This is a genomic window from Streptomyces sp. NPDC006335, assembly GCF_040612795.1.
GTDB lineage: Bacteria > Actinomycetota > Actinomycetes > Streptomycetales > Streptomycetaceae > Streptomyces.
Window position 1 is genome coordinate 105,003 of record NZ_JBEXQX010000023.1, and the last position, 23,524, is coordinate 128,526.

Sequence of the window (23,524 nt, forward strand, 5' to 3'; positions counted from 1 at the left end):
GCGGATGACACGTCACCTGTCAGGCGTCACCTGTCACAGGAGAACCATCATGAACACTCCCACACCCCCCGTCGTACGCACCGAACGCATCGGTTCCACCCTGCTGATCACCCTCGACCGCCCCGAGGCCCGCAACGCCGTGAACGCCGCGGTCGCCACCGCCCTGGCCGGCGCACTCGACGAGCTGGAGGCCGACCCGACCCTGCGGGCCGGCGTCCTGACCGGCGAGGGCGGCACGTTCAGCGCCGGTATGGACCTCAAGGCCGCGCTGCGCGGAGAGTCCCCCGAGGTCGAGGGCCGCGGATTCGGCGGCCTGACCGAGGCCGAGCCCACCAAGCCGCTCATCGCCGCCGTGGAGGGCTTCGCCATGGGCGGCGGCTTCGAACTGGCCCTGGCCTGCGACCTGATCGTGGCGGCCGAGGACGCCCGGTTCGGCCTGCCCGAGGTCAAGCGCGGCCTGATCGCCGCGGGCGGCGGCGTGATCCGTCTGCCCAAGCGTGTCCCGCACCACCTGGCCATGGAGCTGCTGCTGACAGGCGAGCCCGTCGACGGTCGCCGCGCCGGCGAGTTGGGACTGGCCAACCGGGTCACCGCCAAGGGGCAGGCCGTCGCCGAGGCCCTGCGGCTGGCCGAACGGCTCGCGGAGAACGCCCCGTTGGCGCTGGCGGCGGTCAAGCGCGTCGTCCGCGCCGCCGACGGTGCGCCCGACGCCGAGGCCTTCGCCTTCCAGCGCGGCGAGATGAAGACCCTGATGGCCTCGGACGACGTACGCGAGGGCATGACCGCCTTCGCCGAACGCCGCGCCCCGCGCTGGACGGGGCGGTGAGAACCATGCGCGCACAGGACGTACGACAGCACGTCACCACCCCGCTCACCAGCCCCGCGTACGCGCCGATGGTCCCGCGGTTCACCGACCGCGAGTACCTCAACATCGTCTACCGCACCGATCCCGACGCCCTGCGCGCCGTCGTCCCCGAACCGCTGCGCGTCGACGAGCCGTTGGTCAGGTTCGAGGTCATGAAGATGGGCGATGTCAGCGGCTACGGCCCCTACACGGAGGCCGGCCAGGCGATCCCCGTCACCTTCGAGGGCGAGCGGGGCGAGTACCTGCACGCCATGTACCTCGACAACTTCCCGGCGACCGCCTCCGGCCGCGAGGTGTCCGCCTACCCGAAGGTGATCGGCTCCCCGTCGCTGTACGTCGACTCCGGCGCGCTGGTCGGCACCCTCGACCACGGCTCGCTGCGGGTCGCCACGGCGACCATGGGCTACAAGCACCACGAGCTGGACCGGCGCGAGGCCGAGGAACAGATCGGCGTGCCGACGTTCATGCTCAAGACGATCCCCGGCTACGACGGCATGCCGCGCGTGCAGGAACTCGTGCGCACCCGCATCACCGACCTCACGGTCAAGGGGGCCTGGACCGGCCCCGCCCGGCTCCAGCTCTTCCAGCACGCGCTCGCCCCGCTGGCCGACCTGCCGGTGCTGGAGGTCGTCTCCGCCAGCCACATCCTCACCGACCTGACGCTGAACGGCGTCGAGCCGGTCCACGACTACCTGAAGGGAGGCGCTTCCTCATGACCCGCCCCTTCCGTACGGCCGCCGTCATCGGCGCCGGAACCATCGGACTGTCCTGGACGGCGCTGTTCGCGGCGTACGGCCTGATCGTCCGGGTGAGCGACCCGCGCGAGGACCTCGCCGAGGCCGTCGCCGACGCCCTGGAGCAGTACGCCCCGCACCTGGCCGCCCGCGGCCTTGACGTGACCGGTCTCGGCGACCGGGTGCACATCGCGGCCGACGTGACCGAGGCGGTCCGGGACGCGGACGTCGTCCAGGAGAACGGCCCGGAGCGCGTCGAGTTCAAGAAGGACCTGTTCGCCACGCTGGCCCGTGAGGCACCCGCACACGCGCTGCTGCTCAGCTCCTCGTCCGCGATCCCGTCGACCGCGTTCACGGGGGAGCTGGCGGACGAGGACGCCGCCCGCGTCCTGATCGGCCACCCCTTCAACCCGCCGCACCTGCTCCCCCTGGTCGAGATCGTCCCCGGCGAACGCACCAGTGAGGACGCGGTACAGGCCGCGCTCGACTTCTACACCTCGGTCGGCCGCACTCCGGTCGTCGAGCGCAAGGAGATCCCCGGCTTCGTCGGCAACCGCCTGCAGAACGCGCTCAGCCGCGAGGCGGTGTACCTCGTCGAGCAGGGCGTGGTGACCCCCGAGGACCTCGACAAGGTCGTGACCAACTCCCTGGGCCTGCGCTGGGCCACAGTCGGGCCGTTCCTCGGCTCGCACCTGGGCGGCGGCCCCGGCGGCTACCGGCACCTCGTCGCACACATCGGCGCCTCGATGCAGGCACTGGGAGACGACCCCGGCCGCCCCGCGCCGACCCCCGACCGACAGGAACGGCTCATCGAAGCCGTAGAGAAGGCTTACGGCTCCTCCACGTACTCGGAACTCGCCGAGACGCGCGACCGCAAGCAGTTGGCGGTCCTGGACGCACTGGCCGGCGTCGGCCGGCCCGCCGGGACGACCACCCCGAAGGAGGAGAACTGAGATGACCACCACCACGCAGCCCACGACCCCCGGCCCCGTCGCCGACGAACTGACCGCCGACTTCTACCACTACGAGTCGCTGCTCCCGGACGACGAGCGCAAGATCCTCCTCAAGGCCCGCGCCCTCATGCGCGACGAGGTCAAGCCGCTGGTCAACGACAACTGGGCCAAGGGCGAGTTCCCGAAGGAGCTCATCACCCTGTTCCGCGACAGCGGCCTGGCCGGCCTCCCCTACGAGGGCTACGGCGAGCACAAGCCCGCCGCGAGCAACCTCCTCGCCGGCATGCTCGCCATGGAGATGGCCCGTACCGACGCCTCGGTGTCCACCTTCTTCGGCGTCCACAACGGCCTGGCCATGTACTCCGTCCACTCCGGCGGCGACCAGGAGCAGCGCGACCGCTGGCTGCCGGCGATGGCCGCGATGGACAAGATCGGCGCGTTCGCGATGACCGAACCCCTCGGCGGCTCCGACGTCGCGGGCGGCATGCGCACCACCGCCCGGCGCGAGGGCGACACCTGGGTCCTCAACGGTGCCAAGAAGTGGATCGGCAACGCCACCTTCGCCGACTACGTCGTGGTCTGGGCGCGGGACGAGGACGACAACCACGTCAAGGGCTTCGTCGTCGAGAAGGACATGCCCGGATTCAACCCGGTGAAGATCGAGAACAAGCTCGCCTTCCGTATCGTCGAGAACGCCGAGATCACCCTGACCGACGTCCGCGTCCCGGAGGCCAACCGCCTCCAGAACATCAACTCCTTCCGCGACGTCGCCGAGATCCTGCGCGCGACCCGCGCCGGGGTGGCCTGGCAGGCTCTCGGCGTCATGACCGGCGCCTACGAACTGGCCCTGGACTACGCCCGCGAGCGTCAGCAGTTCGGTCGGCCCATCGGCGGTTTCCAGCTCGTGCAGGATCTCCTGGTCAAGAGCCTCGGCAACATCACCGCGTCCTGGGGCATGCTCGTGCAGCTCGCCCGGCTCCAGGACGCGGGCATCTTCCGCGACGAACACTCCTCCCTGGCCAAGGCGTTCGTCACCTCGCGGATGCGGGAGGTCGTGGCCTGGAGCCGTGAGATCTTCGGCGGCAACGGCATCCTCCTGGACCACGACATCCCCCGTTTCTTCGCCGACGCCGAGGCGATCTACTCCTTCGAGGGCACCCGCGAGATGAACACCCTGATCGTCGGCAAGTCGATCACCGGGCAGAGTGCCTTCGTGTGACGACGCCAATCCGCTGCCGGTAGAAGGGCTTTGAAAGAAACGGCAGATCGACGCCCCGGGGCCACAGGCCTCGGGGCCTTCTGCGTGACGCCGCCTGAGGCCAGTGGCGAGCCCGTGCCGCAGCCGGTCCGCCACGGTCGGAGACCTACCCGATGGGGAAGTCGAAGTAGGTGTGCGGATAGGGCTCGCCTTTCAGCGTGTAATGCCACCATTCACACGCGTACGAGCTGAAGCCGCAGTCCTCCATGAGGGAACGCAGCAGTTCACGATTTTGCGCTTCGGTCTGTCCGATCCCCGTCGCGCCGTGGTGGGAGCGCGAATCCATCAGGTCGTGGCCACCACCCATGGAGGCCAGTTCACCGGTGTCCAGGTGATACAGCGTCATGTCGACGGTGCTGCCCCGGCTGTGGCCCGACAGGGTGGCCACGTATCCCCTCTCGAACATGTCGGACCTGTCGATGTTCGGATAGTGCCGTGCCTTTGTCCGGCCGTCCTCCGGCTGTTGCGACCAACGCACGAAGCAGTCCACGGCGCGTTGTGGACGGTAGCCGTCCCAGAGCAGCAGGCCGAAGCCGAGGGACCGGGCCTTGTCCCGTGCCTTTTCCAGGGCCGCGCACAAGACCTTCGTGCCGACGATGCGGTTCACCAGGTAACCGTCCACGGGTTTGCCGGTGAAATTGTCCCAGGTGGCGTACTTGGCATCCCAGCGTATGCCGGGGACGAGTTCGTCCACGAAGGCGAAGTCGTCGTTCATCGCACGTCCGACAGGAGTGCCAGCGACACCAGTCGGTCGATCACTGCGGTGAGCGGAAGATCCGCGGCCGCCATCATCCTCGGATAACGGCTGTACGAGGTCATCCCGGGAAACGTATTGACCTCGTTGAGGACTACGGAACCGTCCCCCGTGAGGAACATGTCCACCCGCGCCAGTCCCCGGCATCCCAGAGCGCGGTAGACGGCCTTCGCCTTCTCCGTGACGAGCGATCGCGACTCTTCCGGGATGTCGGCGGGGACGATCGCTACGGAGTTGTCGGATCCGGTCTCGGGCTGGTCCTCCTGGTGGATCCTGAAGAACCCGTGGGAGAGGGCGATATGGTCCACGTCCCCCGCGATCAGGTCCGTCCCGTTCCCGAGGATGGCGCATCCGATCTCGCTGCCGACCACGGCCTCTTCGATCAGCACTTTCGAGTCGTACTTCCGGGCGGTTTCCACCGCACTGACCAGTTCCTCCTTCAGGGACACCTTGGTGACGCCGAAGGACGACCCCGATCGCGCGGGCTTCACGAAGACGGGATAGGCGATCCGGTCGGGATCGATGTTCTCGTCCGCCGTGACGGTCCAGTGGTTCGGCGTGGCAATTCCCGCGCTCGCGGCGACGAGGTAGGCGAGTGACTTGTCCATGCACAGTGCGGAACTCTGGATGTCGCATCCGACGTAGGGGATGCCGGCGAGTTCGAGGAGACCCTGTATCGCACCGTCCTCACCCAGCGTGCCGTGCAGCACCGGCAGCACTACGTCCAACGTGATCGTCTCGTACCGCCCCTGGTCCAGGACGAGCAGGCCGCGCACACCCCGGTCCGGTGACAGCACGGCCGGGCGGTGGTCGCCCTTCTCCCAGTCCGCGTCAGGCCCGTCGCAGAGCCTCCAGTCGCCGCGCTGGGTGATCCCGAGATAGAACGGCTCGTACTTCTCGACGTCGAGATTCCGCGCGACCTCCCGCGCCGACTTGACGGAGACCGGGTGCTCCTCGGAGCAGCCACCGAATATGATGCCGAGCTTCAGCCTAGCCACGCTGACTCCTTCTCTCGTGTTTCAGGCAGTTGGCGATCGAGTTCTCGACCGTGTCGATCAGGGCGTGCTCCGTGTAATACGCGGTGTGCGGAGTGATGAGCACGTTCGGCATCTCCTGCAGCCGCAGAAGCGCTTTGCTTTCGATGTGCTTGTTGCGGCAGTCGGAGTAGAAGATTCCTTCTTCACCTTCGATGACATCCAGCGCCGCACCTCCCAGCCGACCGCCTTCCAGCGCCGAAACGAGGGCTTCGGTGTCGATCAGCGAACCGCGTCCGGTATTGACGACGAAGGCGCCGCACTTCATGCGCTGGATCCGTCGGCGGTCCAGGAGGTGATGCGTGTCCGGGGTGAGCGGTGCGTGGAGCGTCACCATGTCGCTCAGCCGCAGCAAGTCGTCCAGCGAAACGTAGTCGGCGGACTGCTCGGGGCGACGGTCGTAGGCAAGTATCCGGCAGCCGAAGCCGCGCAGTCTTGTCACGACCGCCGTACCGATGCGTCCTGTTCCGACGACCCCGATCGTCAGGTCGCGCAGTTCTTTCCCGCGCACCTCGTTCAACCGGTAGTCGTGGCGGTCCGAACGGCGGACAGTGGACTTCGCGTTCCGTACGGCCATCAGCATCAGCATCAGCGTGTAGTCAGCCACGCTGTCCGGCGAGTAGGTGATGTTCTCCACTGTGATGCCGACGCTCGCCGCGTATTCCACATCGATGTGGTTGCAGCCGATGCTGCGCGTGGAGATGTAGGTCACGCCGACTCGACCTAGGGCGCTCAGTACGGAATTGGTGATCCGGGTCTTATGACCTACGCTGACGCACCGATTCCCCCCGGCCAGATCGGCATTGGCTTCGGATACGGCTGCCTCCGTGATGGTAGGCGAGACACCGAAGCGGAGTGCCGTCTCCCGGAACAGGGCGGCCTCGTCCTGCCCGCATCCGTAGACGGTGATACCCATTTCCGGTCCCGCCGGGGACAGGGGACGGTCGGCCGCCTTTCGGGTTGATTCGCTGTTGGTCATGCCGACAGCCAAGTCCCTCGGGTGTTGCCGGAGCGTATGCGGTTTTTGATACGCCGACGATATGCAACAGGCCGCTAGCGTCGAGCACATGGCCATGTTGATCGCCCCGATGATTCCGCTTTTCCCGCACCCGTTCTCCCGGACCCGAAAGGCCTGCGCATGATCCCGTTCAGCGTCGGTGAGATCGCCTCGGTTGTCGGCGGCACGTTCACGGGCGACGGTTCGGTGACGGTGACCGCACCCGCCGTGCTCGACAGCCGGCGTGCCGAACCGGGCGGCCTCTTCGTCGCGTTCGCCGGCGAGCACGTCGACGGCCACGACTACGCCGAGCAGGCGGGCCGGGCCGGTGCCGTTGCCGTGCTCGGTTCCCGGCCCACGCCGTTGCCCACGGTGCTGGTCGAGGACGCGCAGGCCGCGTTGCAGGCGCTCGCCGCCCACGTCGTGGGCCGACTGCGCGAGGGGCTGACCGTCTTCGGGGTGACCGGCTCGCAGGGGAAGACCAGTACCAAGGACCTGCTGGCGGCCGTGCTGTCGGGCACGGGGCCGACGATCGCCACCTTCGGCTCGTTCAACAACGAACTCGGTGTGCCACTCACCATGCTGCGCGCCGACGCGAGCACCCGGTTCCTCGTCCTCGAAATGGGAGCTCGTCATGAGGGCGACATCGCCGAACTCACCGGCCTGGTCGCGCCCGACATCGCGGTCGTCCTCAACGTCGGCCAGGCCCACCTGGGTGAGTTCGGGTCGCGCGCTGCCATCGCCAGAGCCAAGAGTGAACTCGTGCAGGGGCTCGCACCCGGTGGCACCGCCGTTCTCAACGCCGATGATCCCCGGGTGGTGGCGATGCGCTCGCTCACCGACGGCCCGGTACTGACCTTCGGCCGGGCGGAGCACGCCGATGTCCGGGCGCTCCGCCTGACGCTGGACCGCCTCGGCCGGCCGTCCTTCACCTTGCGGGCCGCCCACGCCTCGGCCCCCGTCGCACTACCGCACGTGGGCGCCCACCAGGCGCTCAACGCATCGGCCGCCGTGGCCGCGAGCCTGGTCGCCGACATACCCCTGGACATCGCCGCAGCGAGGCTGGCCAACACCTCACTGTCGAGGTGGCGCCTGGAGTTGCGCGAGCTCGCCGGAGGGGCCACGCTCCTCAACGACTCCTACAACGCCAACCCCGACTCGACCCGCGCGGCCCTGGACGCCCTGGCCGCGATCGAGGGCGGGCGCCGCATCGCCGTGCTCGGCGAGATGCTCGAGCTCGGCGAGGACAGCGCGGCCGAGCACCACGCCGTCGGCACGTACGCCGCCTCCCGGGCCGACATCGTGGTCGCGGTCGGCAAGGCCGCCCTGCCGATCGCGGACGGGGCGGGACGGCGGGCGGTGGCATCGGCGGTGGCGTTGACCGACAACAGCGCGGCCATCGAGTGGCTGCGCACCCACCTGACCGCCGACGACGTGGTGCTCGTCAAGGCATCCCGAGGGGCACGCCTCGACCAGGTGGCCGCCGCGCTCGCCTAGTCCGCCTGGGCGAGCCGGTCGGGGCCGCCCCACCGTGCTGTACACCAGTCGAACCCACCTCAGCGCCCACGACGCTTGATGTACAGGTCGAAGGCACGGTAGACCAACGGCCGCAGAGGCAGGTCCCATTCGCCGACGTACCTCACTGCCTGACCACCGGTGCCGACCTTGAACTGGATCAAGCCGACGTGCGGCTCGTCGGGGTCGAGGGTGGGCGTGATGCCGCGCAGATCATAGACGTCGCAGCCCGCGGCCAGCGAGTCCCGGATCATCGCCCACTGGCAGGCGTTGGAGCCGCGCACCTCACGCTTCCGGGTCGAGGAGGCGCCGTAGGAGTACCACGCGTGGGCACCGACCCGGACCAGGATGGTGGCGGCGACCACATCGCCCCGATGACGGGCCAGGTAGAGCCTGATCCGCTCGGGGTCCTCCGCCCTCAGCGCCGCGAACATGGTCTCGAAGTAGCCCAGCGGCCGGGGTGTGAAACGGTCGCGTTCGGCGGTGTGGACGTAGAGGTCGTGGAAGACCTTCAGGTCGTCGCCGACCGCGACCTCGACTCCCTCCTTGGCCGCCTTCTTGATGTTGCGGCGCCAGAGCTGGTTCATGCCCCTGAGCACGTCGTCCTCGGTCTTGCCGGCCAGCGGGATCTCGTACTTGAACTGCGGATGCCCGACCCCGAATCCGTTCTCCGGGCTCTGCGGCAGCCAGCCGGCGTCCCTGAGTTGGGCGGTCACGCGGGCACCGACCAGGTCGTCCCGCTGCCCGGACATGTCGGTGAGCCGCTTGACGCCCGGGTCCGTGATGCCCTCCTTGACCTGAGCGGCGCTCCAGGTGGCCGTGCGCACCGGCGGGCCGAGCCGGATCGCGAACGCGCCGTGCGCCTTGAGACGGTCCGCCAGCGGGTCGAGCCACGCGTTGATCTCACCGGTCCAGTCGATGACCGGGCCCTCGGGCAGGTAGGCGAGCGTGAAGCGCTCGAGCCGCGGCACCGGGCGGTGCAAGGCGAGTCCGGCGCCGACCAGTCGCCGGCCGTCGTACCAACCGAGGGACTCGCCGCGCCATTCAGTCTTGACGTGGGCCCACGCGGGGGTCTGAAGGAAGCTGACCGACCGCTGTCTGCGCACGAACGCCAAGTGCTCGGCGGCGCTGATCGGCACGACGGTCAGGCTCCCGCCCGCGGCCCCGGCCCCTCGGTGAGGCGTGCTCCGACTCACCGGCCCGCCATCCTCACATCGACGTTCCCGGACGGCGCGCCGACGCACCTGGGACGACACCGGGGCCGGGCTGCTGTACACGCTGATTCGCTGTAGGACATCCCGCCATTGCAGACGGTGTCGTGTTGCCGGCCCGTATGCGGTTTTCGATACGGCGACGATATGCGTCCATGCGTAGCGTCGAGGGGGCGGCGTGGTCGAGTGAACGCCGGGGTGGGGCTGGGGCGTTGTGCGCCGGGCCGTCGAGTCCGTCGCAGAGCGATCACCGCGGCTTCCCGGCTGTCCGGAACGAGGCTCACGGTCCAACTCCAGCGACGTACCGGCCCACGGTCAGGCCCGCGGGCATGATGGACGTCATGACTCACATCGCACGCCGCATGTTCGAACTCCTGGAACCGATCTGCCTGGTCACGTACTTGGCCGACGAGTGCAACGAGGAGCTGGCCGCACTCGGCCACCGCACCTACTGGGACGGCTACTTCGCCAGCCGCGCCGCGCCACTGGGGCGGGTGCCGGCGGAGGTCGTGCACGCGGCCTTCTACAACTTCGCCGACGGGGAGGCCGCCCGGCACATCCCGAGCGCCTGGGAGAAGATTCCGCCCGAGGAGTCCGTCGCCGCGCGGGAACGGGGCAGCGTGGCCTCCTTACGGCGGATCCTCGGCGACGAGCCGGCCGACTCCCCGGGACTGGCGCGCGCCGCGGACCTGACCACCAAAGCCGCGACCAGCGCTCCCATGGAAGGCCGGGTGATGTACGCCGGAATGCGCACCCTTCCGGTGCCGAGCGACCCGGTCGCGCGGCTGTGGCATTCGGCGACCATGCTGCGCGAGCACCGCGGTGACGGGCATGTCGCCGCTCTCGTGGGCGCGCGCATCGGCGGTACGGAGGCCCACGTGCTCTCCGCGCTGGAGATGGGCATTCACCCGCCGGAGTCGTTCGGGCGCATCCATCACCTGCCGAAGGAGCGGCTGGCGGCGATCATGGACGGCCTGCGCGAGCGGGGGCTCGTCGACGCCGAGGGTCGGTTCACCGACGCCGGCCGCGAGACCAAGCAGCGCGTCGAGGCCCTGACCGACGAACTCGCCGCCCCGCCGTACGACGCCCTGTCCCCCGCCGAGCTCGACGAGCTGGTCGCCGAACTCGAACCCATCACCGCGAGGCTGGTGGCGGCGGGGTCGCAGTGAGGCATGGCGGCTGCCGCTCCCCTTGGCGCCCACGGGCAGGAGGCTCGTCGCCTGGAGAAGCTCCGTTGCACGGCCAAGCCGCCTCACGCAAGGACAGCCGGGTGCCGCTGGAGCAAAGGTGTGACCGTGGCGGCCGCCCTTGCCTTGATGACGGCCGGCCCGGCGCCCGTGCGAAGGAATCAGTGACGACTGATGTAGCAGCGCACTGCCGTTCCCTCAGGGCTGGTGTGGATGCGTACGAGGTCGGCGAGGGTGTGCACCAGCAGCAGACCACGCCCGCCGAGCGTGTCCCGTTCGGGTGGGCGCCGTCCGGCGAGCGGATCGTTCAGGTGCCCGGGGTCGCGTACCTCGCACACCACATGACTGTCCTCGGCCCACACCCGCAGCGTGCCCGAACCCCCGCCGTGCACAACGCTGTTGGTGGTCAGCTCGGCCACGATCAGGGCGACGTCCTCCAGACGGACACCGGAAAGATCGAACCGCGCGGCCTGTTCGACCGCGAAACGCCGGGCTCTCGGCAACTCGCCGGCCTGGAAGACCAGTTCCTCGGCAGCCACCGGCTGCTCCAGGGGCTGGTTGTAGCGTGCGACCACATGATCGGGGGCGTAGGCGGCGCTGGGCCGCTCCGCCCCTCCGGAGATGATCACGGGATGGGTCGCGTGCGCGTCGGTGAGTGCCTGTTCATCGAGGCTGTCGGCGTCGTAGGGGCACAGGATGGTGACTTCCCGCCCTTCGAACGCCGGGTTGATCAGGGCCTCGTGCTGGGCGCAGGCCGGGTACTCCACGGTGCTTCGGCCGGCCCAGATCGGCTCACCGATGATCCGCACCCGGGTCTGACGATAGCTGTCCGCGAAGGCGCGCAGCACCCTGGGGATGATCCGTCCGGGGTTGCGCCCCGCCTCGGTCATGTCGAGGAGCTTGACGCGGGCCACGTCCTCGCCCAGGGCCGCCTTGATGATGGCGAGGTTCGGCCCGGGTACGGCCACCGCCACCGGCTCCCCGGCCTTCAGGCCGTCGCGGATGAAAGGCACCGTGCCGCGCAGGTACTCGTCCTCACCTCGGTAGAACAGGGCGGGGTGAACGAACGGTTCGGTGCTGGGTTTCATCATCGCCCCATCACCTCGACAGTGAGCAGGTCCGGCCAGAACAAGTCCAGAACACGCCGCAGAGTGGCAGGCGGCTCTTCAAGCACGATGCGTCGCCCCTGCGGGAGGCCCTGGGCGGTCATCGCCAAGGCGGAGACGCCGGCGACGTCGACGAAGGTGACCGCGGAAAGTTCCAAGTGGCACGTCTCTTCGTCGCTCCGAGCAAGGCGGGACAGCGTCTGTTCCCAGGCCGGGCGGGTGAGCAGACTCACCTCGCCGGCCGCCTGCCAGCCCGGCCGGTCCGTCAGCGGCAGCACGCGCAGGGCACCCGTGGGCGGGCCCGGCGACGCCGACGACGTGTCCGCCCTTCTTGAACTGTCCACGCCGTCACCCCTGATTGCCCACGTCTTGCCGCCCAGTATCTCCTACGGGGTGGAGTGTAGGCGGCGACAGCATGGAAGGGGCAACGTCAGGTGGCGTTCGCCACGGCCGCGGAGGGGCGCGAGGAGCGGCTGCACAGCTGCTCCACCTCCAGTCGTGGCAGGTCATGGTGTGAGGGGTTCGAGCACCTGATTGTGCGTGTGCTGGTAGATCACCGAGGTGCGGAATCCGACGACCTCACGGCGCGCGGTGAACTTGTCCATGAGGAAGCCGTGGAGGTGGTCGACGCTGGGGGCGGAGACGTGGACGATCATGTCGTCGCCACCGGTGACGACATAGACCGTGCTGACCTCTGGCAGGCCGGCCGCATACGTCTTGAACGCCTCGATGACCGCGCGGCTGAGGGGGCGGATCTGGAAGTGGATGAGCGCCTGGACGTGGCGGTTGAGAGCGGCCGGGTCGACAGCGGCGTGGTAGCCGGTGATGACTCCGCGGGCGCGCAGGGCGCGAATGCGTTCCAGGCACGTCGACGGGGCGATACCGAGGGTGCGGGCGAGGTCGCGGTTGGTCTGCCGCGCATCGCGCTGCAGATGTTGGATGATCGCCGAATCAAGTTCGTCCATGCGGCGATTATGACGCCCTGTACCGAATTCTATTCGGCACAGGGCCAGCAGACCCGTCAGAACGGCTAGCTTCACGCCATGACAGCCGCACTTGTGGAAGCCATGGCCCTCCCCGTCCCGGAACCTTCGCACGAGCTGGTGCAGGTCGTGCGCGGCCGCCGCAGTGGCCTCGCGATCACGATCGCCGTCCACTCGACCGCGCTCGGTCCGGCCGCCGGCGGGTGCCGGATCGCTCACTACCCAGCCCCCGCCGCCGCGATCGCGGACGCCCTGCGGTTGGCGGCGGCGATGACCGAGAAGAATGCGCTGGCGGGACTGGACCACGGTGGCGCGAAGGCGGTCGTCGCCCTCCCCACGGCATCCCGCCCGACCGGCGCGGAGCGCACGGCGTTGCTCCACGATCTCGGCGACGCGATCGAACTGCTCGGCGGCCGCTACATCGCGGGCCCGGACGTGGGAAGCGGACCGGTCGACATGTCCGTGATCGGCGAACGCACCCGGCATGTCTGCTGCCGGCCCGTCGAGGACGGCGGAAGCGGCGATTCCTCCCTCCACACCGCCCGCGGGACCCTCGCGGCGCTGGGCGCGGTGGCCGAGGAGGTCTTCGGCTCACCGGATCCGGCCGGCCGGACCTTCGGGGTGATCGGCCTCGGTGCGGTCGGGGCCCACGTGGCACGGCTGCTGGGGCGTGCCGGGGCGCGGCTCGTGGTCACGGACATCAACCCCGCCACCCGGCGCCTGGCCGAGGAGGTGGGGGCCACCTGGGTGGATCCGGACCACGCCCTCGAGACGGAGGTCGACATCCTCGTACCGGCCGCGCTCGGTGGCCTCCTGACCGCGCGCACCGTGCCGCTGCTGCGGTGTGCCGCTGTGGCCGGCCCGGCCAACAACCAGCTCGACGAACCGGCCACCGCCCGCCTCCTCGCGGCACGTGGCATCCTCTGGGCACCGGATGTGGTCGTGAGTGCGGGAGGGGTCATCCACGCCACGGGTGTCGAGGTGCGCGGGGAATCCGAGGAACAGCTCACGGAACGCCTCTGCGGCATCGCTGCCACGCTCCGACAGGTCTTTCACATGGCCCGGACCCACCGGACCACCCCGGCCGACGCGGCCGCGGAACTCGCCCGGCAACGTGTTTCGCCGGGGAGCCGCGCACCCGGCTCACAGCGCGGCGCTGCCGCTGGCCTCATCCGCTGCCGGGCCGGCGGAGCCCGAGCCGCCGACGTATCGCCCGACGACACAGGAGAACTGACGACATGACGAATCGCTGGATCGGAGTCACCATCGACTGCGTCGACGTGGAACGCGTCGCCGGTTTCTGGAGCGCGCTGCTGGATCGCCCGACCATGCCGGCGCGCCCCGGCTGGGTCTACCTCGGCCGCCCCGGCGACCCGCAACCCCGCCTCAACTTCCAGCCGGTGACCGGGCCTACGCGTGACAAGGTACGCCTCCACCTCGACGTGGGCGTGGACGACATCGACCGGGGCATCGCCCAGGTCATCGCTCTCGGCGGCCGGTTCACCGGCGAACGGCACGACTACGACGAAGGTGTGGTCGTCGTGATGGCCGATCCCGAGGACCACGAGTTCTGCCTGGTCCAGTACTACTGACCCGGCAACACGGCAAGTCGGGTGAGAGCCGGGCGTGGTTTCGGTAGCGGCTGCCGCCTACCGGGTGTAGCGTCGTGATCAGCAGTCGTGGTTCCGAAGTCCCGTTCGCCCGTGATCGCCATCACGGGCGTTCTTGCGTGTCAGCGCCTCTCCGGACCAGGGCGATCACCTCCGGGCGCGCAGGGTGCGGGTCCGGCTTCCCTCAAAGGAGACGGCCATGGCCAAGGGCACTGTCAAGTGGTTCAACAGCGAAAAGGGCTTCGGCTTCATCGAGCAGGAGGGTGGCGGCCCCGACGTCTTCGCCCACTACTCGAACATCGCCGCCCAGGGTTTCCGCGAGCTGCATGAGGGCCAGACGGTCGAGTTCGACGTCACCCAGGGCCAGAAGGGCCCGCAGGCGGAGAACATCCGCCCCGTCTGATCGCAGCACTGCGGCAAGGCCGACGCACCGGGCTCCGGTCCGTCGGCCTTGCCGTACGCGGTCCTCTCACAAGCCGGCTGTAAGTCCAGCGCCTCCGCCTGATCGGCACGCCTGCCAGGGTCCAAGCCACCAGTACGGTCATACGGCCCTCAAGGCCTGCCACGGCGTACGAGCAGCCTACGGCGAGCATCGGCAGAGCCAACCACCAGCGCCGCGGTCACCCCGGCACGGCGGCCCCACTCACGCGTAGCCCTCCCCACCGCCACAGGACGCCCCAAACAGCCGCGAAGCAGACGGCGTTGACCGCGGTGGCGCCCAAGTGACCGCTTACGTGGCCTTTCCACCGTTGCATCACGCGCCGAGCGTGACCGCGGGCGTACGGGCCTGTCGGGCGGTGGCCGAGGGTGCGGCCGTTCGGCCGACGTCGTTCGCGTCTTCTGCGGCTTCTGCGGCTTCTGCGGCTGAGTCGACAGTGACGCGCCGTCCCGGACGCCCCTCCCCCGTCACACGTCGGACGCGGAGTCGGGAACCGGAACGTCGGGCTGTCGGACTGTTCGGCGGGCTGCCTCGCGCAAGGCGGAGACGGCCGGTTCGTCTCGATTGTGGGGAAGCCAGGCGAGTTCGGCCGTCGAGAGGCCCAGCTCCGGGCAGTCGACGTAGGTGAGGCCGACGCGCGGGTACAGGCGGCGGGCCGCGGCGGGCAGGAAGGTGATGGCGCGCCCCTGGGTGACGGCAAGGACCATGGCCTCGGTGTCCCGGACGACAGGGCCGAAACGGACCCTGGTGCCGTCGGGGCGGGGGTTGACCGTCAGGTGGTTCCACCATGCACGGGGCACCTCCGGCGGCATGTCGACGACCGTGCGGTCGGCGAGGTGACCGAGTGTCAGAGTCTCACGGTCGGCGAGCGGGTCGTCGTCGGCCAGACAGACCACTCGCGTCTCGGACGCCAGGTGCAGGGACTGCATACCGCCGGGCAGCGGGCCGCGGAGGAAGGCGGCGTCAACCTCCCCGCTGAGCAGGGTGCTGAACATGTCGACGAAGGTCAGGTTGCGGACCTCGATCTCCAGGTCGGGATGCCGGCCCCGGAGGTCGGCGAGGATGGCCTGGGCATACGGCATGGCGGCCTCGGCGCCGAGGCTGCCGATCCTCAGGAGCCCACGCGCCGGGCCGGCATGACGGTCGGCCGCCTGTCGAAGTCGGGTCATGGCGTCGACCACAGCCCTGGCCTCCTCGGCGATGGACTGGCCGACCGCGGTGAGTCGTACGTTCCGGCCGCCGCGCTCGACGAGTACGACACCGAGGCGCTGTTCCAGGGACCTGATCTGCTGGCTGAAGGCGGGCTGAGTGACGTAGACCCGTGCGGCCGCGCGTCCGAAGTGCAGTTCCTGGGCCAGGACGAGAAAGAGTCGGAGTTGGTGGAGACTCGGCTCGCGCTTACCACTGGATCCGCCGCCGGTGCTCATAAACGAAAGGTTATCGACGCGACGGTCATCCTCTTCGACCGTTCGGCTTTTGCCGCGAGTCCTCCTGCATCAGGATCTATGGGGCGACTTGGCCGAAGGATCAGGACGGGCCGGGTGACGGCCGGAGGGCTGTCTGCCCGCCTGCGAATCTCGGACCGGTGGGGGAAAACGGATGCGGCGGTGCACGAGGGCGAGGGCGGTCGCGGTCTCGACCGTACCTTCGTCGAGCGCGGTGACCGCAGGCCAGTACGACACCGACATCGTCCGGTGCGGTGATCCCCGCCATCGGTAGGCCACCTCGGCCCCGGCGTCGAACATGCCGCGTACCGTGCGCCGTTCAGCCCGCCGTACTCATCCTGGGCTTCACCGCACCGGGCGGTTCACGCGTGACCGGCCCGCCCCCTCGGCCAGCCCTTCTCCGTATCGACCGTCCACGCCGCACTTCTTGAGGAGTCACTTGCTTCGGATCCATTTCGGCTGGCGGGATCTCGAGAACGTCCGGATCGCTCAGCAGCCCGATCCCCTGTGGGAGTTGATGTGCGCCGTCTGCCGCCTCCAGACACGTCAGGGGCTCGTCGAGTTCGGGCACTGGCGTCGCGAGACGGTCCAGCGGCTGTCACGAGACCGTAGGGCCGCGCATGCCCTGGGCACCCTGCGCACCATCATCCCGGCCTCCGGCTACATACCGGACTTTCTGACGCCACCGGTCGCAGGCGGGTGCCTGGAAGCGGGGCTCGAACAGTTGCGGGCGACGCCCCGTGACCGATTAGCCGCGGAGCTGACCCGGTTCGCCCGCACCCGGCCGGTACCGAGCTGGATACGCGGCCCACATGAACCCGCCGTCTCCTCACTCAAGCTGATGTCCGACGCCCTACAGGCCTCGTTCCGGGCATTTCTGGAACCCTACTGGCGGCACGTCCGGTCGGCCGTGGGTGACGACGTGTCGGTCCGCACACGTGCCGTCCTGGACGGCGGTACCGCCGCCCTTCTGGAGGGCCTGCACCCCTTCGCCCGCTGGAACCCGCCGTATCTGGACGTCGACTATCCCGTCGACCGGGAGCTGCGGCTGGAGGGACGTGGGCTGACGCTCGTACCGTCGTACTTCTGCTGGCTCAGACCCACGGCCCTCGCTGATCCCGCTCTCGATCCGGTCCTCGTCTACCCCGTCAGGAAACAGCCGCTCGACATCGCCCGAGCAGGTGAGGAACGGCTGGACCGACTTCTCGGCCGGACCAGGAGCGCGGTCCTCGTCGACGTGGCAGGACATCCCACGCGTACCACCACCGAGGTGGCGCGGGCCCTCGAGCTCGCACCGGCCAGCGCGAGCTATCAGATAGGCGTCCTGCGCGGGGCAGGACTCATCGTCAGCAGGCGAGACGGGAAGCACGTCGAGCACACGGCGACGTCACTGGCCCTCAACCTGCTGGCCGGCACCGGAACGACGTTTCGGGGCGTGCCGTCAAGGCCGCGCTGATGGCGTTGTTGGTACTCGGCTGAACGACGGGAGGCGGTGGGGGGGGCAGCGGACCGCTTTCCCGTCGGGTAGGTACGGTCGCGGTGATCTGCCAGCCTCTGCCCTGCTGCTTTGGCTCGCGCAGCAACACGGCGGCGCCATTCCCGGCGTACCAGTGGCCACGGCGCTGTCCGCGGGGCGCGCGGTGGCCTTGGCCGACGGGTTCGCGGGTTTACTGCGGCTGCTTCATCAAAGGATTGACTGCTGTACGACGATCACGTCGACGTCGGCCGTGACAGCCGCGCCACCGGGACTGCGTGCGCGTGGGCCGCCCTGCACCAACCCTTGATGCCCGGACCACCGGCCCGGGCATCAAAAGATTCTCCCTCGGCAGGCCCAGCCGCCGAGACTGTGCGGCTGAGACGGCCCTTCCTTCAAGGGACAGGCCTCGAGTCAGACGCCGTTCGAGGTCAGACGCGGTCACCAGTAGTGGCGTCGGCCGGCGACCGCGTGCCCCATGGATCCCATGACCCAGAAAACGGCTCCCAGGACGGCCAGGATGATGCCGAGGGTCCACAAGATCGATATGCCGGTGAGGAAACCGACCACAAGCAGGATGATGCCGAGCGCGATCATGTCGTGCCTCCTGGTGTGAGCTGACGTGTTACCTCCCGAATGCCCCGAAGCCGCAACATCACCCCACCCTCGGCGACGAGGACGCAATTGCCGATGGACATCGGGCGAGAGCTCCTGACCACCCCGCTCCCGTCTGCGCCTCCGCCCCCGTCTCGGGACCCGGTCATGCCGGGACGGCATTCGAGCCGCGGTGCGCGGCGAGTGGATCACGGACGCTCCCCGGTGGACCTTCGCGTCGCGCCGCTCACGCCCGACACGTCGGCGGGCCGCATGGCCTTGCCGCTCCCGACCACCGTGCGCCGGCCGCCCACCCGCCGCAGCGGCGATGATCCGGACGAGGCGATCGGCGCCTCGCGATCACCGGTGCCACCGATCCGCCGCCGCCCACGGAGCGCGCCCGAGCCGCCGACATCCTCGGCGGAAGGCGAGACCGTGCGCGGCTCGCGCGATGCCGTCAAAGCCGCCGTGGCACTGGTGGCCGGCGTGTCGGCACGGCAGCGTGGTCGGACAGCGGCAGATCGCCGACAAGGGCGTCGAGCGTCGATCCACCCTCTGGGCCGTTCAGCCCGGTGACAGCAAACCGAGCCGCCTGCACGACAGTGGGGTCAGGATCTCAAAACCGTGGTAAGCAGGGGACGTTACGGGGAAAATGGCGGCCATGACGTACGAAGGCTCCACCATCGACCCGTCCAAGCCGAGCATCGCCCGTGTCTACGACTACCTACTGGGCGGCAAGGACAATTACGCCGTGGACCGAGAGATCGGCGACGTGTTCAAGCGCGACCTGCCCGGCTCGGTGGCCATCGCCTTCGCCAACCGCGCGGCCCTGACACGCGCGGTCGGGGAGATCGTGAAGACCACAGGCATTCGGCAGTTCGTCGACCTGGGCAGCGGCCTGCCGACCGCCGACAACGTCCACCAGGTCGCGCAACGCCACGCCCCAGAGGCCCGGGTCGTCTACGTCGACATCGATCCCCAGGTTCTGGTCCACGGACGTGCGCTGCTGGAGAAGGACGACCGGACCCGGGTCGTCGCGGTCGACGTACGCGACCCCGAAGCCGTCCGCACCCATCCCGACACCCTGGGCCTGATCGACTTCACTCGTCCCGTCGCCGTCATGTTCAGCGCCATCCTCCACCACGTCAACGACGACGAGGACCCGGCGGGCATCGTCCGCTACTGGCGCGAGCACGTGCCTTCCGGCAGCTACTTCTTCGTCAGCCACTTCCGGTCCGGCAACAACCCGGAGACGCAGGAGGCCGAGAAGGTTCTCCAGCAGACGTTCGGTCGCGGCCGGTGGCGTACCGACGCGGAGATCGCGTCCCTCCTCGACGGCCTGGAGATCCTGGACCCCGGCATCGTCCCCGCTTCCCTATGGCGCCCGGACCAGACCGACAGCCCCTGGACCAAGGACGGGCAACGGGAACTCACGGTATGGGAACACCTGATCGCCGCCGCCCTCGCTCGGAAACCCTGAGGTTCGCGAGGATCGGCCGAACGACATCGGCAAGCGTTGATGCGATGAGCCGCAACGTCTGATGGAAGGTCACTGTACGTGCACAGGAGCCGTGTATACGCGGTCATAATCGACACACCCGAAGCCGAGGCCGCGCGGGCAGCAGACTTCTGGTCAGCGGCTCTCGGCGTCGAGGCTCAACCGTTTCCGCCAGAACCGCAGTTCACCACTCTCCATCAGGCTCTGCCGGGACTGACCACCGCCATTCAGGCCGTCGACGACGCACCCCGTATGCACCTGGACATCGAGACCGACGACGTCGAGGCGGAGACCGCGCGGCTGATCGGCCTGGGCGCGGAGCAGATTTCACAGTGGCAGGAGTGCCATGTGCTTCGAGTACCCGGTGGCCAACTGGTCTGTGTACTGCCCGTGGAGAGCGACCCCGAAGTCTTCCAGGCGCAGGCCACTGTTTGGTCGTAACGACGCGGCGGCGGGGGCGCGTTGGACCACAGACCCGGGTGAGGCGAACCGCCACCGTCCCGCTGACCGTTTTCGGCTGGTCGTTGCGGCGCAGGACGCTGCGGTGGCCTCCCAGCGGCGGGCTGATGCTCTGTGCGGAGTTGCCTGCGCGAGCTGACCTGCCCGCCACCTCCAGGCTGGCTTCCAGTCCAAGGATCAAGAGCACCATCCTGGACGGTCTCGTCCGGCGCCCACTGATGTCTGGAGGCCAGGACCGCACGGCACCCGCCCCGAGCTATCCGAGCTTGAGCATCGCTTCGGTGACCTCGCCGACCGCCGCGTCGGGGATCGCGGTGGCGGCCTCCTCCAGGACGAGCAGACGTGCCCCGGGGATCTCTCGGGCGATCGCCTCGCCGTTGCCGAGGGGGAAGAAGCGGTTGCGGCGGCCGTGCACGACGAGCGTGGGGACCTCGATGTCGGGCAGGCGCTCGCGCCAGCGGGGTGTGCAGTCGAGCCTGGCGAACTCCGTGCCCATCTGGTTGGCCATCTGGACCGGGGGTGTGGCGCCGGGGGCGCGGTCCCAGACGCGTGCAGCGGTTGCGCGCGCGGCGACGGGGTCGTCGCCGAGGATCTCCGCGCCGGCGGCGACGAACTCCGCGACCGCCTCGCGGTCGGTCCAGTCGGGCATCGGACGGGCGAACAGTCGGCTCATCGTCGCCTGGTCGTGGTCCGGGAGGTCGCCGTCGGGCGGGCCAGGGGCGACCGCGCGGGTGCCGACCAGGGTGAGCGCCGAGAACGCGCCCGGGTGGTCCAGCACGGCCACCTGGGCGACCATCCCGCCGACGCCGATCCCGGCAAGGTGCGCAGGCCCTCCGCCGAGCTCGTCAGCAAGGGCTGCCGCGTCGGCGGCCAGGTCGCGCAGGGTGTAGGCGGGCGCCTCCGGGATCCTCGTCGTCGACTCGCCGCTGGCGCGCAGGTCGTAGCGCACCACACGGCGCCCGCCGGCGGCGAGGAGCTCGCACAGTGCGTCGGGCCAGGAGAGCATCGTCGGACCGCCCGCGAGCAGGACGAGGGGCCCGTCATCGGCCCCGAACGATTCGATGCCCAAGACGATCTGGTTGACGTGGACTGTGGTCATGGGGTCACCGGGAGACCTCGTAGGTCAGGTGGGTCGCGGTGGATGTCGGGATCACGCTCCGCTGTACCAGCGTGCGCCGCGCTCCGCCGGTGAACAGTGGTGTCCCGGCACCCAGCACGACGGGCGCGAGGTGCAGCGTCAGGACGTCGACCAGACCGGCGTCGAGCGCCGAGCCGACTGTGGCGCCGCCGCCCATGAGGATGACGTCGAGGTCCTTGCCGCTGTCCGACGACGCCGTCTCGGCCCGCTCGCGCGCGGCGGTGACGGCGTCGGCCAGACCGGTGGTGACGAACGTCCAGTCGAGGTCGGTTGTCCGCACCGACTCCGGCGGCGAGCTCGTCACGACGAAGAACGCGGGCTTGCCGACCTCGCCGGCGCCGTAGCCGGACGTGTCGTCCCAGCCTTTCGGTCCGTCGACGACGTCGAAGAGATGGCGACCGAGGACGACGGCGCCCGAACGGGCGGTCCCCTCTCGCAGGAGGCGGCGGTCGTCGGGGTCGTCGGAGAACGCCCATGTGTGCAGCGCCTCGCCGCCGGTGCCCAGTCCGTTGTCCGGGCCGGGGTCGGGGCCGGTGACGAAGCCGTCGAGCGAGACCGAGATGTCAGCGATGATTCGAGTCATGTCAGTGCAGACCTGATCCGGCATCCGAACTCATCGTTCGCGCACGAAGCGTGTGACGGTCGCGGGCTCGATCACGACGCGCAGGGCGGGGTCTGTCCGGCGCTCTTCGGAAGGGCAGGTGAGGGGTCGTGGCGGCGCTTCGGTGATGGCCACGCCGTTGCGGTGACGCGCGGCAACCGCAGTACTAGGCCTCCCGTCCTCGGTCCGGGCCGCCCCAAGATCGTCCGCAGGTCCGATGTCCCCTTCGGGTTGCGGGAGCACCATGCCGGTGGAGACCCGCCAAAAGGAGCGCATGATGTCGTACCCGGAACGCCTCGACTACCCGGAAGCCCGCTACCACGGCAACAGGGGTGAAGTGAACGCGGCCTTCCGCCCGGCCGACAGCCCACCGGACATCTCCTCACCCAGTGCCTCGACCCACTACCTCGCCACCAACGAGTCGACCGGCGGCGAATTCGGCCTGTACAAGGTGGAGCTGGGTGCACGGTCCGCTGGGGCCAAGACCCACTTCCACAAGGCGATGTCGGAGTCCTTCTACATCCTCTCCGGCGAGCTGGAGCTGTACAACGGCGAGAAATGGGTCACGGGCCGCGTGGGAGACTTCCTGTACGTACCGGTCGGTGGCCTGCACGCCTTCAAGAACGTGACCGACGAGCCCATGTCCATGCTCATGCTCTTCTCTCCGGGCGCTCCACGCGAGGAGTACTTCGAGCGGGTCGCGGAGATGACGCAGCGTGGTGGCGAAGAGCTGAAGCAGTTTCGCATCCGCCACGACAGTTACTTCCTGGAGGACTTCGAGCCCGGGGAGCAGTAGTTCGCGGCCTTGCCGACCGCCGCTGACCGCCGCCTCCTTCGAAGCGGCGGTCATACGCGCTCGTGTCAACGGGGCAAGATCCGTTGGGCACCGTCCCCGGGCCAGCCGAGTAGCAGCGGGCGCCGGAGGGGGCTGTCCTCCTCTGCCCTCTGCCTCTCGTCAGCCGCCGCTCCAAGGATCAGCCTTGCGCGCCAGCTTCTTCGCTCGGCCGCGTACGTCCGCGGGGAGGCGGTGGAGGACCGTGCGGGCCGCCCGGCGGAGGGGTGGGGCCGATGTGGTGCGCAGGTAGAGGCGGTGCGGGAGGGTGGCCTGGCCCGGCGGGCGTACGGAGAGGCGGAGTTGGCCGGCCGAGCCGCCCCACGCCGGTACCACGAGGTGGGGCGGATTGCCGACTTTGACCGAGCCGAAGCCGACACCGAGGCCCGCGCCGAGACCGAGGTCCGGAGCTGCGCCGCGGGTTGTGTCGTCGCCGCGTGTCACGCGGGCTCTGCGGCCCACGCCGAGGAGTTGGGCGCTGGCCCACACGATGTGGGTGCCGGGTTCCATGGGCCGGCCGCCGGCCAGGGTGAGGGGATCGATGGGGGTTTCGCCGGTGAGGACCACGCGGTGGCGGCCGCCGCCGAGCGGCTGTGTGCGCGGGGTCAGGTCGGCGTCGGGATACCACCACAGATCCCGCCCCATGTCATGGACCAGGAGCTCGCCGTAGGCGTGGCCCAGCGGGTGCGGGGCCTCCCAGCCCTCGGCGCCCTTGATACCGGCCAGCAGGTCGGGATCCAGGAGCATCCGGCCGTAGCGTTCGACCAGGGCCAGGGGCTCACCGTCGGCGCGGCGCATGGCGAAGGTGGTGGTGATGCGCAGTTGCCCGTCGCGCCA

General features: G+C 69.5%; 25 protein-coding genes and 1 pseudogene. 13 read left to right on the forward strand and 13 right to left on the reverse strand.

Annotated elements, in window-relative coordinates:
* Positions 1 to 49 precede the first annotated feature (49 nt).
* Genes ABZ098_RS39735 through ABZ098_RS39750 form a run of 4 tightly spaced genes read left to right on the forward strand, consistent with a single transcriptional unit; the run spans position 50 to position 3,771 of the window.
* Positions 50 to 826 carry a crotonase/enoyl-CoA hydratase family protein gene (locus ABZ098_RS39735; RefSeq protein WP_356598961.1) on the forward strand — a complete coding sequence of 259 codons (777 nt, stop codon included), beginning with the start codon at positions 50 to 52 and terminating at the stop codon, positions 824 to 826.
* A gap of 5 nt (positions 827 to 831) precedes the next feature.
* A complete protein-coding gene (locus tag ABZ098_RS39740) occupies positions 832 to 1,581 on the forward strand; it encodes an acetoacetate decarboxylase (protein ID WP_356598963.1) in 750 nt (249 codons plus the stop codon).
* Complete coding sequence (locus ABZ098_RS39745) at positions 1,578 to 2,552, forward strand: 3-hydroxyacyl-CoA dehydrogenase NAD-binding domain-containing protein (protein ID WP_356598965.1); 975 nt, start codon at positions 1,578 to 1,580, stop codon at positions 2,550 to 2,552. The genes ABZ098_RS39740 and ABZ098_RS39745 overlap by 4 nt, the downstream gene beginning before the upstream one ends.
* Position 2,553: 1 nt before the next feature.
* Positions 2,554 to 3,771, forward strand: coding sequence for an acyl-CoA dehydrogenase family protein (locus ABZ098_RS39750; protein ID WP_356598967.1), 1,218 nt, complete (start codon positions 2,554 to 2,556; stop codon positions 3,769 to 3,771).
* A 145-nt stretch (positions 3,772 to 3,916) separates the two neighbouring features.
* Here ABZ098_RS39750 and vanX read toward each other — a convergent pair whose 3' ends face one another.
* The 3 genes from vanX to vanH are packed head-to-tail and all read right to left on the reverse strand — an operon-like array spanning position 3,917 to position 6,577.
* The gene (gene vanX / locus ABZ098_RS39755; protein WP_356598969.1) at positions 3,917 to 4,525 is read right to left on the reverse strand and encodes a D-Ala-D-Ala dipeptidase VanX; all 609 of its coding nucleotides are present in this window, start codon (positions 4,523 to 4,525) and stop codon (positions 3,917 to 3,919) included.
* Entirely contained in the window at positions 4,522 to 5,562 is a 1,041-nt protein-coding gene (gene vanA / locus ABZ098_RS39760; RefSeq protein ID WP_356598971.1) for a D-alanine--(R)-lactate ligase, read from the reverse strand. Before vanA ends, vanX begins: the two co-directional genes overlap by 4 nt.
* Entirely contained in the window at positions 5,555 to 6,577 is a 1,023-nt protein-coding gene (gene vanH / locus ABZ098_RS39765) for a D-lactate dehydrogenase VanH (protein WP_356598973.1), read from the reverse strand. Before vanH ends, vanA begins: the two co-directional genes overlap by 8 nt.
* A gap of 159 nt (positions 6,578 to 6,736) precedes the next feature.
* Between vanH and murF the strand changes: the two genes are divergently transcribed.
* On the forward strand, positions 6,737 to 8,092 hold the full coding sequence (murF, locus tag ABZ098_RS39770; RefSeq protein WP_356598975.1) for a UDP-N-acetylmuramoyl-tripeptide--D-alanyl-D-alanine ligase: 1,356 nt from the start codon (positions 6,737 to 6,739) through the stop codon (positions 8,090 to 8,092).
* Between the two features lie 59 nt (positions 8,093 to 8,151).
* Here the strand turns inward: murF and ABZ098_RS39775 are convergent, their stop codons facing one another.
* Entirely contained in the window at positions 8,152 to 9,258 is a 1,107-nt protein-coding gene (locus tag ABZ098_RS39775; protein ID WP_356599009.1) for a peptidoglycan bridge formation glycyltransferase FemA/FemB family protein, read from the reverse strand.
* A gap of 404 nt (positions 9,259 to 9,662) precedes the next feature.
* Between ABZ098_RS39775 and ABZ098_RS39780 the strand changes: the two genes are divergently transcribed.
* A complete protein-coding gene (locus tag ABZ098_RS39780) occupies positions 9,663 to 10,490 on the forward strand; it encodes a MarR family transcriptional regulator (protein ID WP_356598977.1) in 828 nt (275 codons plus the stop codon).
* Between the two features lie 179 nt (positions 10,491 to 10,669).
* Here ABZ098_RS39780 and ABZ098_RS39785 read toward each other — a convergent pair whose 3' ends face one another.
* The 3 genes from ABZ098_RS39785 to ABZ098_RS39795 form a co-directional block, all read right to left on the reverse strand.
* Positions 10,670 to 11,596: an anti-sigma factor RsbA family regulatory protein gene (locus ABZ098_RS39785; RefSeq protein WP_356599011.1), complete on the reverse strand. Its 927-nt coding sequence runs from the start codon at positions 11,594 to 11,596 to the stop codon at positions 10,670 to 10,672.
* Positions 11,596 to 11,892, reverse strand: coding sequence for an STAS domain-containing protein (locus ABZ098_RS39790; protein ID WP_356598979.1), 297 nt, complete (start codon positions 11,890 to 11,892; stop codon positions 11,596 to 11,598). Before ABZ098_RS39790 ends, ABZ098_RS39785 begins: the two co-directional genes overlap by 1 nt.
* Positions 11,893 to 12,120: 228 nt before the next feature.
* Entirely contained in the window at positions 12,121 to 12,579 is a 459-nt protein-coding gene (locus tag ABZ098_RS39795; RefSeq protein WP_356598981.1) for an Lrp/AsnC family transcriptional regulator, read from the reverse strand.
* A 78-nt stretch (positions 12,580 to 12,657) separates the two neighbouring features.
* Between ABZ098_RS39795 and ABZ098_RS39800 the strand changes: the two genes are divergently transcribed.
* The 3 genes from ABZ098_RS39800 to ABZ098_RS39810 all read left to right on the forward strand — a co-directional run bounded on the left by ABZ098_RS39800 (position 12,658) and on the right by ABZ098_RS39810 (position 14,610).
* Positions 12,658 to 13,839 (forward strand): Glu/Leu/Phe/Val dehydrogenase dimerization domain-containing protein, encoded by a 1,182-nt coding sequence (locus tag ABZ098_RS39800; protein ID WP_356598983.1) that lies wholly within the window; start codon positions 12,658 to 12,660, stop codon positions 13,837 to 13,839.
* Complete coding sequence (locus ABZ098_RS39805; RefSeq protein ID WP_356598985.1) at positions 13,836 to 14,189, forward strand: VOC family protein; 354 nt, start codon at positions 13,836 to 13,838, stop codon at positions 14,187 to 14,189. The genes ABZ098_RS39800 and ABZ098_RS39805 overlap by 4 nt, the downstream gene beginning before the upstream one ends.
* Positions 14,190 to 14,406: 217 nt before the next feature.
* Positions 14,407 to 14,610 (forward strand): cold-shock protein, encoded by a 204-nt coding sequence (locus ABZ098_RS39810; RefSeq protein WP_053846898.1) that lies wholly within the window; start codon positions 14,407 to 14,409, stop codon positions 14,608 to 14,610.
* A gap of 503 nt (positions 14,611 to 15,113) precedes the next feature.
* Here the strand turns inward: ABZ098_RS39810 and ABZ098_RS39815 are convergent.
* Both ABZ098_RS39815 and ABZ098_RS39820 read right to left on the reverse strand, forming a co-directional pair.
* Complete coding sequence (locus ABZ098_RS39815; protein WP_356598987.1) at positions 15,114 to 16,073, reverse strand: LysR family transcriptional regulator; 960 nt, start codon at positions 16,071 to 16,073, stop codon at positions 15,114 to 15,116.
* A 69-nt stretch (positions 16,074 to 16,142) separates the two neighbouring features.
* Complete coding sequence (locus ABZ098_RS39820) at positions 16,143 to 16,391, reverse strand: hypothetical protein (protein WP_356598989.1); 249 nt, start codon at positions 16,389 to 16,391, stop codon at positions 16,143 to 16,145.
* Positions 16,392 to 16,530: 139 nt separating this feature from the next.
* On the opposite strand from ABZ098_RS39820, the gene ABZ098_RS39825 reads away from it, so the two are divergent.
* Entirely contained in the window at positions 16,531 to 17,547 is a 1,017-nt protein-coding gene (locus tag ABZ098_RS39825) for a DUF5937 family protein (protein WP_356598991.1), read from the forward strand.
* A 459-nt stretch (positions 17,548 to 18,006) separates the two neighbouring features.
* On the opposite strand, the gene ABZ098_RS39830 is transcribed toward ABZ098_RS39825, so the two are convergent.
* Positions 18,007 to 18,162: a DUF6131 family protein gene (locus ABZ098_RS39830; RefSeq protein WP_086724005.1), complete on the reverse strand. Its 156-nt coding sequence runs from the start codon at positions 18,160 to 18,162 to the stop codon at positions 18,007 to 18,009.
* 658 nt (positions 18,163 to 18,820) lie between these two features.
* Between ABZ098_RS39830 and ABZ098_RS39835 the strand changes: the two genes are divergently transcribed.
* Together ABZ098_RS39835 and ABZ098_RS39840 are read left to right on the forward strand one after the other, a co-directional pair.
* Positions 18,821 to 19,639, forward strand: coding sequence for an SAM-dependent methyltransferase (locus ABZ098_RS39835; protein WP_356598993.1), 819 nt, complete (start codon positions 18,821 to 18,823; stop codon positions 19,637 to 19,639).
* 78 nt (positions 19,640 to 19,717) lie between these two features.
* A complete protein-coding gene (locus ABZ098_RS39840; RefSeq protein ID WP_356598995.1) occupies positions 19,718 to 20,098 on the forward strand; it encodes a VOC family protein in 381 nt (126 codons plus the stop codon).
* Positions 20,099 to 20,372: 274 nt separating this feature from the next.
* On the opposite strand, the gene ABZ098_RS39845 is transcribed toward ABZ098_RS39840, so the two are convergent.
* Positions 20,373 to 21,215: an alpha/beta hydrolase gene (locus tag ABZ098_RS39845; RefSeq protein ID WP_356598997.1), complete on the reverse strand. Its 843-nt coding sequence runs from the start codon at positions 21,213 to 21,215 to the stop codon at positions 20,373 to 20,375.
* A gap of 4 nt (positions 21,216 to 21,219) precedes the next feature.
* A complete protein-coding gene (locus ABZ098_RS39850; RefSeq protein ID WP_356598999.1) occupies positions 21,220 to 21,837 on the reverse strand; it encodes a dihydrofolate reductase family protein in 618 nt (205 codons plus the stop codon).
* A gap of 295 nt (positions 21,838 to 22,132) precedes the next feature.
* Between ABZ098_RS39850 and ABZ098_RS39855 the strand changes: the two genes are divergently transcribed.
* The gene (locus ABZ098_RS39855) at positions 22,133 to 22,651 is read left to right on the forward strand and encodes a cupin domain-containing protein (protein ID WP_356599013.1); all 519 of its coding nucleotides are present in this window, start codon (positions 22,133 to 22,135) and stop codon (positions 22,649 to 22,651) included.
* Positions 22,652 to 22,810: 159 nt separating this feature from the next.
* On the opposite strand, the pseudogene ABZ098_RS39860 reads toward ABZ098_RS39855, so the two are convergent.
* Positions 22,811 to 23,524: pseudogene (locus ABZ098_RS39860) on the reverse strand (glycosyltransferase family 2 protein); the annotation flags it as partial.

Bases quoted from the DNA above. Each gene is read 5' to 3' on its own strand.
- ABZ098_RS39835 (WP_356598993.1), top strand. From the start codon at position 18,821: ATGACGTACGAAGGCTCCACCATCGACCCGTCCAAGCCGAGCATCGCC.
- ABZ098_RS39805 (WP_356598985.1), top strand. From the start codon at position 13,836: ATGACGAATCGCTGGATCGGAGTCACCATCGACTGCGTCGACGTGGAA.
- vanH (WP_356598973.1), bottom strand. From the start codon at position 6,577: ATGACCAACAGCGAATCAACCCGAAAGGCGGCCGACCGTCCCCTGTCC.
- ABZ098_RS39735 (WP_356598961.1), top strand. From the start codon at position 50: ATGAACACTCCCACACCCCCCGTCGTACGCACCGAACGCATCGGTTCC.
- vanX (WP_356598969.1), bottom strand. From the start codon at position 4,525: ATGAACGACGACTTCGCCTTCGTGGACGAACTCGTCCCCGGCATACGC.
- ABZ098_RS39810 (WP_053846898.1), top strand. From the start codon at position 14,407: ATGGCCAAGGGCACTGTCAAGTGGTTCAACAGCGAAAAGGGCTTCGGC.
- ABZ098_RS39800 (WP_356598983.1), top strand. From the start codon at position 12,658: ATGACAGCCGCACTTGTGGAAGCCATGGCCCTCCCCGTCCCGGAACCT.
- ABZ098_RS39795 (WP_356598981.1), bottom strand. From the start codon at position 12,579: ATGGACGAACTTGATTCGGCGATCATCCAACATCTGCAGCGCGATGCG.
- ABZ098_RS39780 (WP_356598977.1), top strand. From the start codon at position 9,663: ATGACTCACATCGCACGCCGCATGTTCGAACTCCTGGAACCGATCTGC.
- ABZ098_RS39785 (WP_356599011.1), bottom strand. From the start codon at position 11,596: ATGAAACCCAGCACCGAACCGTTCGTTCACCCCGCCCTGTTCTACCGA.
- ABZ098_RS39815 (WP_356598987.1), bottom strand. From the start codon at position 16,073: ATGAGCACCGGCGGCGGATCCAGTGGTAAGCGCGAGCCGAGTCTCCAC.
- ABZ098_RS39855 (WP_356599013.1), top strand. From the start codon at position 22,133: ATGTCGTACCCGGAACGCCTCGACTACCCGGAAGCCCGCTACCACGGC.
- ABZ098_RS39745 (WP_356598965.1), top strand. From the start codon at position 1,578: ATGACCCGCCCCTTCCGTACGGCCGCCGTCATCGGCGCCGGAACCATC.
- ABZ098_RS39830 (WP_086724005.1), bottom strand. From the start codon at position 18,162: ATGATCGCGCTCGGCATCATCCTGCTTGTGGTCGGTTTCCTCACCGGC.
- murF (WP_356598975.1), top strand. From the start codon at position 6,737: ATGATCCCGTTCAGCGTCGGTGAGATCGCCTCGGTTGTCGGCGGCACG.
- ABZ098_RS39845 (WP_356598997.1), bottom strand. From the start codon at position 21,215: ATGACCACAGTCCACGTCAACCAGATCGTCTTGGGCATCGAATCGTTC.
- ABZ098_RS39750 (WP_356598967.1), top strand. From the start codon at position 2,554: ATGACCACCACCACGCAGCCCACGACCCCCGGCCCCGTCGCCGACGAA.
- ABZ098_RS39820 (WP_356598989.1), bottom strand. From the start codon at position 16,391: ATGTTCGACGCCGGGGCCGAGGTGGCCTACCGATGGCGGGGATCACCG.
- ABZ098_RS39740 (WP_356598963.1), top strand. From the start codon at position 832: ATGCGCGCACAGGACGTACGACAGCACGTCACCACCCCGCTCACCAGC.
- ABZ098_RS39850 (WP_356598999.1), bottom strand. From the start codon at position 21,837: ATGACTCGAATCATCGCTGACATCTCGGTCTCGCTCGACGGCTTCGTC.